At 69.1% G+C, this 13,873-nt stretch carries 12 protein-coding genes; 4 read left to right on the top strand and 8 right to left on the bottom strand.

The window, feature by feature from the left end; all coding sequences use genetic code 11:
- Positions 1–3: 3 nt before the first annotated feature.
- From RZE77_RS01965 to RZE77_RS01955, 3 genes are read right to left on the bottom strand one after another with little or no spacing between them, the layout of a single operon-like run.
- A complete protein-coding gene (locus tag RZE77_RS01965) occupies positions 4–603 on the bottom strand; it encodes a DUF6891 domain-containing protein (RefSeq protein WP_012745548.1) in 600 nt (199 codons plus the stop codon).
- An 11-nt stretch (positions 604–614) separates the two neighbouring features.
- Complete coding sequence (locus RZE77_RS01960) at positions 615–908, bottom strand: hypothetical protein (protein WP_319440461.1); 294 nt, start codon at positions 906–908, stop codon at positions 615–617.
- Between the two features lie 56 nt (positions 909–964).
- Entirely contained in the window at positions 965–1,345 is a 381-nt protein-coding gene (locus RZE77_RS01955) for a hypothetical protein (RefSeq protein ID WP_018903959.1), read from the bottom strand.
- Positions 1,346–1,699: 354 nt separating this feature from the next.
- Here RZE77_RS01955 and RZE77_RS01950 point away from each other — a divergent pair, with 354 nt between their 5' ends.
- On the top strand, positions 1,700–2,413 hold the full coding sequence (locus RZE77_RS01950) for a YebC/PmpR family DNA-binding transcriptional regulator (RefSeq protein ID WP_021005153.1): 714 nt from the start codon (positions 1,700–1,702) through the stop codon (positions 2,411–2,413).
- 18 nt (positions 2,414–2,431) lie between these two features.
- A complete protein-coding gene (locus RZE77_RS01945; RefSeq protein WP_319440460.1) occupies positions 2,432–2,872 on the top strand; it encodes a GFA family protein in 441 nt (146 codons plus the stop codon).
- Positions 2,873–2,884: 12 nt separating this feature from the next.
- On the opposite strand, the gene RZE77_RS01940 is transcribed toward RZE77_RS01945, so the two are convergent.
- Together RZE77_RS01940 and ssb are read right to left on the bottom strand one after the other, a co-directional pair.
- Positions 2,885–4,864 (bottom strand): sensor histidine kinase, encoded by a 1,980-nt coding sequence (locus RZE77_RS01940; RefSeq protein ID WP_319440459.1) that lies wholly within the window; start codon positions 4,862–4,864, stop codon positions 2,885–2,887.
- Between the two features lie 58 nt (positions 4,865–4,922).
- Positions 4,923–5,474, bottom strand: a complete 552-nt coding sequence (gene ssb / locus RZE77_RS01935) for a single-stranded DNA-binding protein (protein WP_319440458.1) — start codon at positions 5,472–5,474, stop codon at positions 4,923–4,925.
- A gap of 150 nt (positions 5,475–5,624) precedes the next feature.
- On the opposite strand from ssb, the gene uvrA reads away from it, so the two are divergent.
- Entirely contained in the window at positions 5,625–8,768 is a 3,144-nt protein-coding gene (gene uvrA / locus RZE77_RS01930; protein WP_319440457.1) for an excinuclease ABC subunit UvrA, read from the top strand.
- A 51-nt stretch (positions 8,769–8,819) separates the two neighbouring features.
- Complete coding sequence (locus RZE77_RS01925; RefSeq protein ID WP_319440456.1) at positions 8,820–9,710, top strand: DMT family transporter; 891 nt, start codon at positions 8,820–8,822, stop codon at positions 9,708–9,710.
- Positions 9,711–9,717: 7 nt separating this feature from the next.
- On the opposite strand, the gene RZE77_RS01920 is transcribed toward RZE77_RS01925, so the two are convergent.
- Genes RZE77_RS01920 through RZE77_RS01910 form a run of 3 tightly spaced genes read right to left on the bottom strand, consistent with a single transcriptional unit; the run spans position 9,718 to position 13,723 of the window.
- Positions 9,718–10,473: a GntR family transcriptional regulator gene (locus RZE77_RS01920; RefSeq protein ID WP_319440455.1), complete on the bottom strand. Its 756-nt coding sequence runs from the start codon at positions 10,471–10,473 to the stop codon at positions 9,718–9,720.
- A 2-nt stretch (positions 10,474–10,475) separates the two neighbouring features.
- Positions 10,476–12,239: a glycerol-3-phosphate dehydrogenase/oxidase gene (locus RZE77_RS01915; protein WP_319440454.1), complete on the bottom strand. Its 1,764-nt coding sequence runs from the start codon at positions 12,237–12,239 to the stop codon at positions 10,476–10,478.
- Positions 12,236–13,723: an FGGY family carbohydrate kinase gene (locus RZE77_RS01910; RefSeq protein WP_319440453.1), complete on the bottom strand. Its 1,488-nt coding sequence runs from the start codon at positions 13,721–13,723 to the stop codon at positions 12,236–12,238. The genes RZE77_RS01915 and RZE77_RS01910 overlap by 4 nt, the downstream gene beginning before the upstream one ends.
- Between the last annotated feature and the right edge of the window lie 150 nt (positions 13,724–13,873).

Raw genomic sequence — 13,873 nt, 5'->3', positions numbered from 1 at the left:
CGGCTACGGGCTTCGCTTGCGCCACTGGCCCAGGTCGGCCTCGATGCGCTCGTTGATGTTGCCGCTCCATTGGGCGCCGAAGCCGGCCGCGCGCAGCAGCTCGACGATGCGCCGGCCGACCGCGACGGTGTTGGCTTCGCGCTGGTCGATCTCGGGAATCATGCCGCCGCTGAACGCCAGGTAGAGGCGGCCGGTGCGCACGGCGGTGTCGAGATCCTGCGCGTGATAGAAGCAGCAGCCGCGAATGCCCGAGGCGAGCCGGCCCGCGGCGCGCCACTGCTCGCGCACGTCGTCATGGCCGTCGGCCAGCGAGTTGCCGGCGCGGTGCAGCGCAATGATCTTCTCGCTGCGCAACTGGGCGAACACCGCTTCGAGCCGGTCGTATTCGGTCTGGGCGGGCCAGGAAGCCTCGGCGGCCCGCTTGGCGGCGCAGGCGCGCGCCGCCTCAGCCTTGACCCAGGCACGGTCTTCGGCCGTGAGCTCATCGGGGTCGAGGTACTCGTCGGTGATCATCCATTCGATGTCGCCGTCGGGATGGAAGCCGCACCACGCGAGGCCGTGGATGCGTTCGCGCGTGTCTTCAGGGTCGAGCGTGAGGGCCATGCGTGCTCGGTTCAACCTGCCAGGCATGCGAAGGCATCGGCTTCGAAGCGGCCGGCGGCGTCTTTCAGAACCAGGGTGCAGCTCACGTTGTGGGTATCTTGCGGATGGGAGGCCATCGAAGCCGCGCCGGCCAGCCCCGCCGCGGCGGGCACCATCGTACCGGGCTGCGGCCAAAGCTCGATGTCCGCCCGCGGGGGCGGCGGCCGATTTGTAAGGCGAAAGCATTTGCCTGCGTGGCAAATCAACCACGCCCGGGCCGCGGCCATTGCCTCCGGGATGGCCAGCGCGGCAAAAAGCCGGCCCATGCTTTCGCATGGCCGGCTTCCGGAGGACTGGCGCTCGCCGAGCGCCGAGGCCGTTTTTACAGCGGCAGTGCGTCGCCGCGGGCAGCAGCGCGGGCTGCGGCGCGCACCGTGGCGCGGTCCACCGTGCTGGCGACGATCGGGGCCACGCCCGACGAGGCGCCTTCGGCGTACGGGTCGGCGCTGCGGGCCGCGACAGCGGCTTCGGCACGGACCGCGTCGCGGCTGTTCGACGAGACGAGCACCTGGGCCGGGCCTGCATTGGCACCGGTGGCGTACGGGTTGGCGCTGTGCGCGGCAACCACGGCCTGGCCGGCGACGTCGGCGCGGCTGGCGGCCGAGGTCAGCTGATGCACGCCTTCGTAGGTTTCGGCGTGGGCGGCACCGGCGACGGCCATGAGGGCAACAGCAACGGCGGAGAGGATCTTCGAGGCGGTCATTTTGATTTCCTTCAATTCAGTTCAGTTTTGACTTGGATGATTTCGAACCGGTCTTGGGTGGGTCACCGTCCCGTCGGGGGGCGGCCACCTCGCTCGGGGCCCTGTTCACCCAGATCGGCTTGGGGGCCGGTCCGTGAGATGAATTGTGCGCCGTCTTCTACGTAAAAACCCTTAGCAAAAGGAACCACGGCGTTCACGGAAAGGAAACAATCGCACCGCCAAAGCGGTGGACCAGGGCCATGGCGACACCGGCCTTCGCGGATTGGAAAAAACCGCCGCCCTCGAGCGCTGCGGCTAAAGTAGTCGCCCCAAACGGCCCATCCAGCCACACACACAACACAAGGAACATCAGCCATGGGCGCACAGTGGAAAGCAAAGCACAAGGACCTGGCGGCCAATGCCAAGGGTCGCCTGTTCGGAAAACTGGCCAAGGAAATCATGGTGGCCGCGCGCAGCGGCGCCGATCCGGCCTCCAATGCGCGCCTGCGGCTGGTGGTGGAGCAGGCCCGCAAGGTCTCGATGCCCAAGGACACGCTGGACCGCGCCATCAAGAAGGGCGCGGGGCTCACCGGCGAGGCGGTGCACTTCGAGCATGTGATCTACGAAGGCTTTGCGCCGCACCAGGTGCCGGTGATGGTCGAGTGCCTGACCGACAACGTGAACCGCACCGCGCCTGAAATGCGCGTGCTGTTCCGCAAGGGCCAGCTCGGCACCTCGGGCTCGGTGTCGTGGGACTTCGACCACGTGGGCATGATCGAGGCCGAGCCTTCGCGTGCCGATGCCGATGCCGAAGTGGCGGCCATCGAAGCGGGCGCACAGGACTTCGAGGCGGCCGGCGAAGGCGGCGCCACGGTATTCCTGACCGACCCGACCGACCTCGACCTGGTGAGCCGCGCGCTGCCGGCCCAGGGGTTCACCGTGCTGTCGGCCAAGCTGGGCTACAAGCCCAGGAACCCGGTCGATCCGGCCAGCCTCAGCGCGGAGCACCTCGAAGAGGTCGAAGTGTTCCTCGCGGCCATCGATGCGAACGACGACGTGCAGAACGTGTTCGTGGGCCTGGCGGGCTGAGCCGCTGCCTCTCGTTCGATGGAGAGTCCGGTGACCCGCCCCGAGAACGCGGCCGCCCGCACCCTGGCCGGCCAATGCCTCTGCGGCGCGGTGCGCTACACAGTGGCCGACGCGTTCGCCTATGCGCTGAACTGCCACTGCGCCGACTGCCGGCGCACGACCGGCTCGGCCTTCAAGCCCTTCGCCGGCATCGAGCGGCACAAGCTGGCCATCGCCCAAGGCCAGGACGAACTCCTGGTCTTCGGCGAGCAAGACGCCGGCAATGTGCACTGCCGCCATTGCGGCTCGCTGCTCTATTCGGTGGTGCGGGACGGCCTGTTCGTGCACGTGACGCTGGGCACGCTGACCGACGAGCCGTCGATCCGACCGCGCGCGCACATCTTCGTGGGCTCGAAGGCGCCCTGGTTCACGATCACCGACGACCTGCCCCAATTCGCGGGCCACGCCGACGCCGGCTGAATCTCGCCCTTCCTACGACGCCGTCCGCCCGCCGCGCTTGAGCGGCAGCCAGAGCGTGAACAGCGTGCCTCCCGGCCCCGAGCGCCACGAGACTTCGCCCCCGACGGCCTGCGCCCGGCGCTGCTGGTTCTGCATGCCGCGGCCCCCGGCGACGGACAAGGCTTTCTCGACGTCGAAGCCCTGCCCGTTGTCCTCGATGCTCACCCGCACGCCCGACGCTTCGCGCTCGGTGGCCACCCGGATCTCTGTGGCGCGGGTATGGCGCAGCACGTTGGCGATGCTCTCCTGCACGATGCGCAGGATGTGCAGCGCGCTGGTCGGGTCGAGCCAGTCCAGCGCCGGCAGTTCCTGCACCTGCCACTGCAGTGCCACGCCCGAGCTCTCGAGCCGCGGGCCGAGCCGGTAGCGCAGCGTGGCCAGAAGCAGCAACAGGTCGTCCTCCAGCGGCTCCATCGAATCGATGGTGAGCTTGAGATCGTCCAGGCAGCTCTTGAGCACCTGCGAGACCTTGTCGTCGCTCATGCTGCCGCCCTCCACGGAGCGGATGGCGCTGATCAGCGAGGAGCCCAGGCCGTCGTGCATGTCCTGCATCAGGCGCTGGCGCTCGTCGCTGATGGTCTGCTTCCTCTCGACCTCGCGCAGCCGCCGGTGGCTGAGTTCGAGCTCGGCTTCGCGGGCCGCAAGGCGCTGGGCCAGGCTGGCGTTGACCCGCTCGACCTCGGCAATGGCATTGACGTAGCGCCGGTACAGCATCACCCCGAACACGCTGAACGTGACGGCATTGGTGTAGGCGCCCAGGTACCAGCCTTCGGGGCTCACGAAATTGTTCTGCAGCAGCCAGTCGGACACCCCCAGCAGCACGCACACGCCGATGCCCACGGCCACCAGCCGCCCCTCGCTGGAGCGGCGCCAGGCACTGAGCCCGCCCACCAGCGCAACGGCGACACCCATCAGTGCCGCGCCGAGGTAGATCAGCGGCGTCACCTGCGGCGTGTTCCTCAGCACGGCAAGGCCCGGCAGCGTCAGCACGCCGATCAGCACCGTCCACGCCACCACCGCGCCGGTCAGCCACCTGAGCGGACGGCCATGCAGCTGGCGCAACGCGAAGTGCACCACCGCCACCAGCCAGAACAGGGAGTTGACGGTGAGCCAGGCGAACCAGTCGTTGGCAATCGGAACGTCCACGTAGAAATGCAGGCTGCGCAGGAAGGACGTGGTCGCCAGGTTGAAGAAGAGCAGATAGCCGGTTTCGTGGCTGCGCCTGAACCACACGAACAGCGCGAACACGCCCACGGCCATGAAGGCCGCGCTGAGCATGGCCGGCAGCTCCTGCTGCAGCCACTGCCGCGTGCGATGGCGCGCTTCCAGCGCTTCGGCGGGCCCCAGCCACATCGACGAAACCGCCACCTGCGCGCCGCGCGTGTGCTCCATGCGCACCAGGATCTCGTTCAGCGGCGCGCCGTCGGTCGTCCTGCCCAGCAGCACCCACAGCGGCGTGCGGGTGCTGTTCCACAGCGGGCCCTGCACCTGCGCGCGGTGGACCAGCCGCCCGTTGGCATACACCGCGATGGTGCCGTCCGTCTTGATGCGCGCGCCATAGAGCGCGAGCGGCGCCGGCGTGTCGGGCAGGCCGCGCGTGGAAAGCCGCAGCCAGGTGATGCGGGTTGCGCCCGTCGACACGCTGCCGTCGGCTTGGCGCAGCAGCGCAATGGGCAGGGCCAGCGGCAGCTCGACGGGCTGCCAGGCGGAAGGCAAAGCCTTGCTGTCGACCGCAAGCGGCAGTGCACGGAAGCCGGGTGCGTCCTGCACCTGCCAATCGGCCTGCGTCAGGTGCAGCGCCGCGTTGTGCTGCGCGGCGCCGGTCGTGCCAAAAAAGGCGGCCATGGCCACCAGCAGCGCCACGGACGCGGCGAGCACCACGTTCGCCCAGAAGGAGGCAAGGCGGTATCTGGAGAATTGTTCGAGCAGCCGGCGCGCAGATCCGAGGCTCATGCGAGGCTCATCTGCGTGCGGCCTGCCCGGTCCAGCTCAGGAAACGGTGCGATTCAGCTCAGAAAGGAATGTCGTCGTCCATGTCGTCGAAGCCCGACGACGACTTGGCCGGAGCCTGGCGCGGTGCCGGCGCCGGAGCGCGCGGTGCCGCGGCCGGTGCGCGGGGGGCATAGCCGCCGCCACCGCCACCACCGCCTTGCGAGTAGCCGCCGCCACCGCCGCCCTGCGAATAGCCGCCGTCGTCCTCGGGACCGCCCGAGGGGCCGCCCTGGCCCTGGCGGCTGCCCAGCATCTGCATCTGGTCGGCGCGGATTTCGGTGGTGTATTTCTCGATGCCGTCCTTGTCGGTCCACTTGCGCGTGCGCAGGCTGCCTTCGACGTACACCTGCGAGCCCTTGCGCAGGTACTGGCCGGCGATTTCGGCCAGTCGGCCGTTGAAGACGATGCGGTGCCACTCGGTGGCCTCGCGCATTTCGCCGCTTTGCTTGTCTTTCCAGCGATCGGTGGTGGCCACGGTGACGTTCGCGACCTGGTCGCCGCTCGGGAAGGTACGCATTTCGGGGTCGCGCCCCAGATTGCCGACGACGATGACTTTGTTGACCGATGCCATATGCACTGCCCCTGATAAGTAGATGAAGGAGAAGGAGGAAGAGAACCCTAGATTGTGCCCGATGCCGGCCGGCCGGAACCCCTTCGAAGCACCGCTTCGGTAAAACCGCCGCAACCCGCCCGCTCGCCATGAAATGCCGCTCGGACTATCATGTCCGGTTGCCCTCGGACGATCGCCCCCTTGAATTCCAAAGCCATTGAATACGCCGACGACGACGCGCAGCGCGCACGCGACGCGGAACTCGAACGCGACACCTACCTCGGCGCGGTGCTCGCGCAGCAGCGCATCAGCATCCGCGGTGCGCGCACCCACAACCTGAAGAATGTCGACCTCGACATTCCGCGCAACAAGCTGGTGGTGATCACCGGCCTGTCGGGCTCGGGCAAGTCGAGCCTGGCCTTCGACACGCTGTATGCCGAAGGCCAGCGGCGCTACGTGGAGAGCCTCTCTGCCTATGCGCGGCAGTTCCTGCAGCTCATGGACAAGCCCGACGTCGATGTGATCGAAGGCCTGTCACCCGCCATCAGCATCGAGCAGAAGGCCACCAGCCACAACCCGCGCTCCACCGTGGGCACGGTGACCGAGATCCACGACTACCTGCGCCTGCTCTACGCCCGCGCCGGCACGCCCTACTGCCCCGAGCATCACCTGCCGCTGCAGGCGCAGACCGTGTCGCAGATGGTCGATGCCACGCTCGCGATTCCCGACGAGCCGCGGCTGATGATCCTGGCGCCGGTGGCGCGCGAGAAGAAAGGCGAGTTCCTCGAGCTCTTCGCCGAGATGCAGGCCGCGGGCTACGTGCGCTTTCGCGTCGACGGCCAGACCTACGAATACAACGACCTGCCCAAGCTCAAGAAGACCGAGAAGCACGACATCGACGTGGTGATCGACCGGCTGCGCGCGCGCCCCGACATGCAGCAGCGCCTGGCCGAGAGCTTCGAGGCCGCGCTGCGGCTGGCCGAGGGCCGCGCCATCGCGCTGGAGCTGGGCGCAAGGCCGGAAGGCAGCGCCGATGGCGCTGCGGGCGCGCCCGACAAGGAGCACCTGTTCAACGCCAAGTTCGCCTGCCCGATCTGCCACTACTCGCTGTCGGAGCTGGAGCCGCGCCTCTTTTCGTTCAACTCGCCCGTGGGCGCCTGCCCGAGCTGCGATGGCCTCGGCCACCGCGAGGTGTTCGACCCGGCGCGTGTGGTCGCCTTTCCGTCGCTCTCGCTCGCGAGCGGCGCCATCAAGGGCTGGGACCGCCGCAACGGCTACTACTTCAGCATGATCGAGAGCGTTGCGAAGCACTACAAGTTCGACGTCGACGCGCCCTTCGAATCCTTGCCCGCCTCGGTGCAGCAGGTGCTGCTGCACGGCTCGGCGGCCGAGGAGATCAAGTTCAACTACACCATGGAATCGGGCAACTTCGCGGGCAAGAAGCTCACGAAGAAGCATCCCTTCGAAGGGATCATCCCGAACATGACGCGGCGCTACCGCGAGACCGATTCGGTGATGGTGCGCGAAGACCTCGCGCGCTTTCGCAACCTGCAGCCCTGTCCCGACTGCGGCGGCTCGCGGCTGCGGCCCGAGGCGCGCAACGTGTTCCTGGTCGATGAATCGGCCCGGCCCGCGGATGGCGGCGAGCCGCCGCGCATGGCGATCTTCGAACTCAGCCATCTCACCTTGCGCGATTCGCTCGCCTGGTTCCAGACGCTCAAGCTGCGCGGCGCCAAGGCCGACATCGCCGACAAGGTGGTGCGCGAGATCGGCCTGCGCCTCAAGTTCCTGAACGACGTGGGCCTCAATTACCTGAGCCTGGACCGCAGCGCCGAGACGCTCTCGGGTGGCGAGGCGCAGCGCATCCGGCTGGCCTCGCAGATCGGCTCGGGCCTGACGGGCGTGATGTACGTGCTCGACGAGCCCAGCATCGGCCTGCACCAGCGCGACAACGACCGGCTGATCGGCACGCTCAAGCATCTGCGCGACATCGGCAACAGCGTGATCGTGGTCGAGCACGACGAGGACATGATCCACGCCGCCGACCACGTGATCGACATGGGCCCGGGCGCGGGCGTGCACGGCGGGCGCGTGATGGCGCAGGGCAGCTACGCCCAGGTGGCGGCCAACCCCGATTCGCTGACCGGCCAGTACCTGTCGGGCACGAAGAAGATCGAAGTGCCCAAGCGCCGCACCGCCTGGCTGCCGGCCGTGAAGAAGCCGGCCTTCAACGAAGGCAAGAAGGCCTCGCGCTTTCCGCAGAGTCCCGCGGCCGAGCGGCGCGCCGCGCGCGAAGCGGCGCACCTGGCCTCGCAGACCGACCTGCAGGAAATCCGCGTGGTCGGCGCCACCGGCAACAACCTGCAGAACGTGAGCGTGGCCTTCCCGGTCGGCCTGCTCACCTGCGTGACGGGCGTCTCGGGCTCGGGCAAGTCGACGCTGGTGAACGACACGCTCTACACCGCCGTGGCGCGCACGCTCTACCGCGCGCACGAGGAGCCGGCGGCGCATGAATCGGTCGAGGGCATCGAGTATTTCGACAAGGTCATCAACGTCGACCAGAGCCCCATCGGCCGCACGCCGCGCAGCAACCCGGCCACCTATACGGGCCTGTTCACGCCGATCCGCGAGCTGATGGCCGAGACCAACACCGCGCGCGAACGCGGCTACGGCCCGGGCCGCTTCAGCTTCAACGTGGCCGGCGGGCGCTGCGAGGCCTGCCAGGGCGACGGCGTGGTGAAGGTCGAGATGCACTTCCTGCCCGACGTGTACGTGCCCTGCGAGGTGTGCCACGGCCAGCGCTACAACCGCGAGACGCTCGAGGTGCTCTACAAGGGCAAGAACATCGCGCAGATCCTCGAGATGACGGTAGAGACCGCGCATGAATTTTTGAAAGCCGTGCCGACCATCGAGCGCAAGCTGCGCACGCTGCTGGACGTGGGCCTCAGCTACATCAAGCTCGGCCAGTCGGCCACCACGCTCTCGGGCGGCGAGGCGCAGCGCGTGAAGCTCGCGCTGGAGCTCAGCAAGCGCGACACCGGCCGCACGCTCTACATCCTCGACGAGCCGACCACCGGCCTGCACTTTGCCGACATCGAGCTGCTGCTCAAGGTGCTGCACCAGCTGCGCGACGCGGGCAACACCATCGTCGTGATCGAGCACAACCTGGACGTCATCAAGACGGCCGACTGGCTGATCGACATGGGCCCCGAAGGCGGCGCCGGCGGCGGCACGGTGGTGGGCGAAGGCACGCCCGAAGACATCGCGGCCAACGAGGCGAGCCACACGGGGCGCTACCTCAAGCGGCTGCTGTAGCGCGCGCCCGCTTCCTGCACGAATGCGCGGGCCGCGCCACAATCGCGGCCCATGCCCTCCTTCACGCCGCGCCAGTTCGTCCTGCTCGTTCTCCTGACGCTTGCATGGGGCCTCAACTGGCCCGTGATGAAGCTCGGCGTGGCGGACTATCCGCCGCTGGCCTTCCGCGCGATCTCGATCTGGCTCGGCGTGCCGGTGCTGGGGCTTGCGCTGGCGTGGATGAAGGTGCCGTTCCACGTGCCGCGCCGCGCATGGCCCGAACTGGTCTGGCTGGGTGCCACCAACATGTTCATCTGGCACGCCTGCATCATCCTCGCGGTGAAGGCGCTCTCGGGCGGGCGCGCGGCGATCCTGGGCTACACGATGCCGGTGTTCTCCGCGGTGATCGGCGCGCTGCTGTTCTCGGCCGTGCTCACGCGGCGCTCATGGATCGGCGTGGGCGCCTGCGCGATCGGCGTGGGTCTCTTGCTGTCGCACGAGCTCACCGACTTCTCGGGACGGCCCGGCTACGTGGCGCTCGCACTGGTGGCGGCCGCGACATGGGCGCTCGGCACGCAGCTGCTGCGCCGCTCGCGCATCGGGCTGCCGACGCTCACGCTCTCGTTCTGGATGACGGCGATGACGGCCGTGGTGATGACGGTGCTGTCGCTGCTGTTCGAGCGCGATCCATGGCGCTGGCCCGGCCCCGTGACCTGGGGCTCGATCGCCTACAACGCGGTGCTGATCTTCGGCTTCGCGCATGCGGCCTGGTTCTACCTGGCGCGCGGCCTGCCGCCGGTGGCCTCGACCCTGAGCGTGATGTTCATTCCGGTGCTGGGCGTGTTCAGCGGCGCGGTGTGGCTCGGCGAAGTGGTGCACTGGCAGGACTGGGTGGCCGTCGCGCTGATGATGGTCGCGATTGCCTCGGTGCTCTGGCCCTCGCGCAGCGCCGCCAAGGCCTGATGAACGATCAGGTGGTCGTCTGCACGTGCAGGCGGCTGGTCTTGCAGCGGTGCAGTGCGCGGTAGTGTTCCAGCGGCCGGCCATTGGCGCCGTAGGCAATCGACTCGATGCGCAGCAGCGGCTCGGGCTGCGGCAGGTCGAGCAGGCGGCAGGTTTCGGCATCGGGCAGCACCGCGTCGATCCAGCGCTCGGCGCGCACCAGGCGCAGGCCGTACTGCCGGCGCAGCACGTCGTAGAGCGAGCGGTCTTCCAGCCGCGCACGGTGCAGGCCCGGCGCCAGGTCCGCCGGCACCGCCGTCTCGACCAGCAGGCGCAGCTCGCCATCCACGCTGCGCAGGCGCCTGAGGGCCACCACCTGCGTGTCGTCGGCCAGGCCCAGCGCTGCGGCCTCGTGCTCGGTGGGTGCGCGCAGTTCCTGCGCGAGGATCTGCGTGCGCACCGAGCGGCCCTTGCGCTCCATTTCGTCGGAGAAGCCGAGCACGGTGGAAACGAAATCCTCGTCGCGTTCGCGCGCCGACACGAAGGCGCCGCGGCCCTTGATCTTGTAGATGAGGTTGTTGCGCACCAGGTCGGCCAAGGCCTCGCGCACCACGATGCGCGAGATGCCGAACTGCTCGCCGAGCTCCGCCTCCGAAGGCAGCTTGGCGCCGATGGGCAGCACGCCCTGCAATATCTGCAGCCGGATGGCGTCGCGGAACTGCGCCCACAGCGGCGATTCGGAATTGCGGTCGAGCACGGTCGAGATGTCGTTGGGACTGTTCACTTTTAGGCTTGGCCGAGGACTGAGCTGGCCATCAATGATGCATCGAAAGAAGGTGCCTCGCCGGCCGCCACCGCGTGCAGCCGCACGTTGTGCCGCTCGCGCAGCGCGGTGGCGCAGGCGCACAGCTCGTTGTGGGCGTGGATGGCGTCCCAGCCCAGCGCCTCGGCCGCAACGCCCGCGATCTCGGCAAGCGCGGCGTCGGTGACGAGGCCGCGAATGGCCAGCAGCGTGCGGCGGATCACGAGGTCGTCGAGATGCACCACGCCGGTCTCGAGGCACAGGTAGGAGAGCTCGGCGGCCGAGTAGTCCGGCGCATGCTGCAGCGGCACGTCGCCCGAGGCCGCGAGCCGCTGCGCGAGCGGCAGCGCCTTCGAGCCATAGCGGCCGAGCAGGGTCAGTGCGCGTGCGCGGCTCATGCCGCAGGCCGCCATCATCTTCTCGACGAAGCGGTCGGCCGCGGCCGCATCGGCCGGCAGTTCCGCGCCGCCGCCGATGGGCAGCAGCTCGGTCGATGCGGTGCGCGAACGGCCGAGCAGCTGCAGCACTTCGTCGGTGGCCTCCTCGGCCAGCGAGCGGAAGGTGGTCCACTTGCCGCCGACGAGGCCGACGATGGCGATGTCGCGCGTCGCGTTCGGCGGATCGACCGCCACCGAATGGTCGCGCGAGATCTGGCCCGGCTTGTCGGCCTCCGAACGCGCGAGCGGCCGCACGCCGACGTAGGTGTAGACCACGTCGCCGCGGCCGAAAGCCATGTTGGGGAAGACCTCGCGCAGCACGTCGATGAGGTAGTCGACCTCGGCCGGCTCGGTGACGATCTGGTCCGGGTCTTCGACCGGGATGTCGGTGGAGCCCACCAGCACGCGGTCCAGGAACGGATAGACGATGCACACGCGCCCGTCGACCGCCTCGAAGTAGGCCATGCGGCCGTCGAGCGCATCGCGCAGCGCGGGATGGTCGAGCACGAGGTGCGAACCCTTGGTGCCCATCACGCGCGGGCCGGCGCCGCCGAGCACGGCCGCGCTGCGGTCGAGCCAGGCGCCGGTGGCGTTCACCACCGTGTCGGCGGTCACGCGCACGAGCTCGCCGGTGATCTCGTCGCGCAGGGTGAGGATGTTGCCCGCGCAGCCCATCACGCGGCAGTAGTTGGCGGCGGCGGAGCGCGGCTGGTCGCGGCAGGCATCGCCGATCAGCTCGAGGATGAGCCATTCGGGGTGGCTGATCCACGCATCGAAGAAGGTGGCGGTCCAGCGGATGGCCGTGCGGAACAGGCCGCGGTCGGCCGGCGGCACGCGGCTGATGCGGTGCCCCGGCATCACGCGCTGGCGGCGGCCCAGGATGTCGTAGAGCCGCAGGCCCAGCGCCACGGCCAGCAGGCCGCGCGTGCGCTGCGGCGGGGTACGGCCGAAGAACTTGAGCGCGCTGCTCATCAGGCCGCCGAAGAAGCTCGCGAGCGGCACCACCGTCTTGAGCGGCCGCACCAGGTGCGGCGCATTGCGCAGCAGCAGGTTGCGCTCGCGCGTGGCTTCGGCCACCAGTGAAAAGCTGCCGTTCTCCAGGTAGCGCAGGCCGCCGTGGATCATGCGCGAGGGCGCGCTGCTGGCGCCGGCGCCGAAGTCGCCCTTGTCGACGATCAGGCAATCGACGCGCTGCAGCGACAGGTCGCGGAACACGCCCACGCCGTTGATGCCGGCGCCCACGATCACGGTGGAGAAATGCCGGCCCGCGAGCGAGGCCGGGCGCACGAAGGGAAGTTGCCAGGCGCTCATTTCGCGCTTTCCGCGATGTGGGTGAATACAGGTGACATGCTGTCGATCAGTTCGTTGAAACCGGCGTTGAAATCCGCATGGGCGCGTGCCTCGCGTGCATCGGGCTCGATCACGTCGCAGGGCGCGAGCAGTGCGCTGTCCTGCGACGCGTCGCCCAGGCCCTGCGACATGGCGGCGTAGATCGCGGCGCCGCGCGCGCCGGTCTCGTCGTCGGCGCAGCGCTCGACCGGGCGCCCGAGGAAGGCAGCGAGCAGCCGCACGAGGCGCGCATCGCCTGCACCGCCGCCGAGCACCGTCGTCTCGCCCACCGCGAGGCCGGCTGCGGCCAGGCGCGCCGTGTGCCGCGCATGCAGCGCCGCCACGGCATCGACCACGGCGCGGGCCATGTCGGCGCGCGTGTGATGGCTCTTGAGTCCCACGAAGCCGGCCGTCACGCCGCCGCCGCCATTGACGAAGGGCAGGAAGCGCAGGCCGCTGGCACCGAGCGGCACCGTCATGGCCAGGTCGACCACCGCGCGCGCATCGGGCAGCGCAAGCACGCCGGCCAGCCAGGCGATGTTGGCCATCGAGGACGGGCTGTTTTCCATGTAGAGCCGCGCGTTGCCGCGGCCGAAATTCACGATGGCGGCAACGGCAGGCTTGGGTGCCATCACCGGCCCGACGACCGCGTTCACGCACCAGGTGCCGAGCACCGACACCGCGCGGCCGCGCCCTTCCGCGCGGATCGCGGTCATCGAGGCGAGCAGGTCGATGGCGCCCATCGCCACCGGAATGCCCGCGGGCAGGCCGCACAGCGCGGCCTCGGCGGGCAGCAGCTTTCCGATCGTGATGCCGCTCGGCACGATGGGGCCGAAGGCGCCCGCGCCGAGCTCCGCGATGCCCGAGGCCTCGAGGGCCGTGTGCGACCAGCTGCCGGTGGCAAGCGACACCAAGCCGGCGGTGCTCGCATCGCTGGCGTCGGTGGCGATCTGGCCGGTGAGCAGGAAGCCGAGGTAGTCCTTGGCGAACAGCAGGCGGTGCAGTTCGCCGCGCTGCACGGCATCCGCACCCAGCAGCTCGGCCGCGATCACCGTGGGCTGCCCGGGCCAGGGGCTGCAGCCCACGTCCTCGAACAACTGCGCGCCGTGGCTCGCCGCCAGCGCACGCGCCCGGGCATCGGCGCGCTGGTCGGTGGAGGCGACGGCGCGGCCGCCGGCGAGCTGGTTGCCGGCATCGAGCGCATAGAGGCCGGCGCCGTGGCCGGTGCAGGCCATGGCACGGACTTCGGCCGTGCGCGGGCCGAGCTGGCGGGCGACATCACGCAGCACATGCGTCAGCGCGGCGCGGATCGCAGGCGCGCCCACCTCGCAGCCTCCGCCAGGCAGCCGGTCGTGCGGCAGGGGCATGCGGGACAAGGCGACGGTACGGCCGCTTCCGGCTTCGAGGGCCAGCGCCTTCAGGCTGCTCGAGCCCATGTCGACGCCGATCAATATGTTGGACTTCATGTCATAACAGCTTCGGCGAGTTGAAAGCCGCTTGCCAGTAGCGTTTCCCCTAGTTATCGCGGCGAACAACCCGCGATTACATTCTACCTGTCATAACAACTGTCGTGACAACGAGGTCCGAAGATCTGCTCGCAAGGCAGGTCGCAAGCT

It is taken from the genome of Variovorax sp. SPNA7 (assembly GCF_033807855.1).
GTDB classification, from domain to species: Bacteria; Pseudomonadota; Gammaproteobacteria; order Burkholderiales; family Burkholderiaceae_C; genus Variovorax; species Variovorax beijingensis.
This window is presented reverse-complemented; position numbering and strand designations above follow the sequence as displayed.

What these genes read in the sequence shown, in the direction of transcription:
- RZE77_RS01965 (WP_012745548.1), bottom strand. Translation starts at nt 603, where the DNA reads ATGGCCCTCACGCTCGACCCTGAAGACACGCGCGAACGCATCCACGGC.
- RZE77_RS01960 (WP_319440461.1), bottom strand. Translation starts at nt 908, where the DNA reads ATGGGCCGGCTTTTTGCCGCGCTGGCCATCCCGGAGGCAATGGCCGCG.
- RZE77_RS01955 (WP_018903959.1), bottom strand. Translation starts at nt 1,345, where the DNA reads ATGACCGCCTCGAAGATCCTCTCCGCCGTTGCTGTTGCCCTCATGGCC.
- RZE77_RS01950 (WP_021005153.1), top strand. Translation starts at nt 1,700, where the DNA reads ATGGGCGCACAGTGGAAAGCAAAGCACAAGGACCTGGCGGCCAATGCC.
- RZE77_RS01945 (WP_319440460.1), top strand. Translation starts at nt 2,432, where the DNA reads ATGGAGAGTCCGGTGACCCGCCCCGAGAACGCGGCCGCCCGCACCCTG.
- RZE77_RS01940 (WP_319440459.1), bottom strand. Translation starts at nt 4,864, where the DNA reads ATGAGCCTCGGATCTGCGCGCCGGCTGCTCGAACAATTCTCCAGATAC.
- ssb (WP_319440458.1), bottom strand. Translation starts at nt 5,474, where the DNA reads ATGGCATCGGTCAACAAAGTCATCGTCGTCGGCAATCTGGGGCGCGAC.
- uvrA (WP_319440457.1), top strand. Translation starts at nt 5,625, where the DNA reads ATGTCCGGTTGCCCTCGGACGATCGCCCCCTTGAATTCCAAAGCCATT.
- RZE77_RS01925 (WP_319440456.1), top strand. Translation starts at nt 8,820, where the DNA reads ATGCCCTCCTTCACGCCGCGCCAGTTCGTCCTGCTCGTTCTCCTGACG.
- RZE77_RS01915 (WP_319440454.1), bottom strand. Translation starts at nt 12,239, where the DNA reads ATGAGCGCCTGGCAACTTCCCTTCGTGCGCCCGGCCTCGCTCGCGGGC.
- RZE77_RS01910 (WP_319440453.1), bottom strand. Translation starts at nt 13,723, where the DNA reads ATGAAGTCCAACATATTGATCGGCGTCGACATGGGCTCGAGCAGCCTG.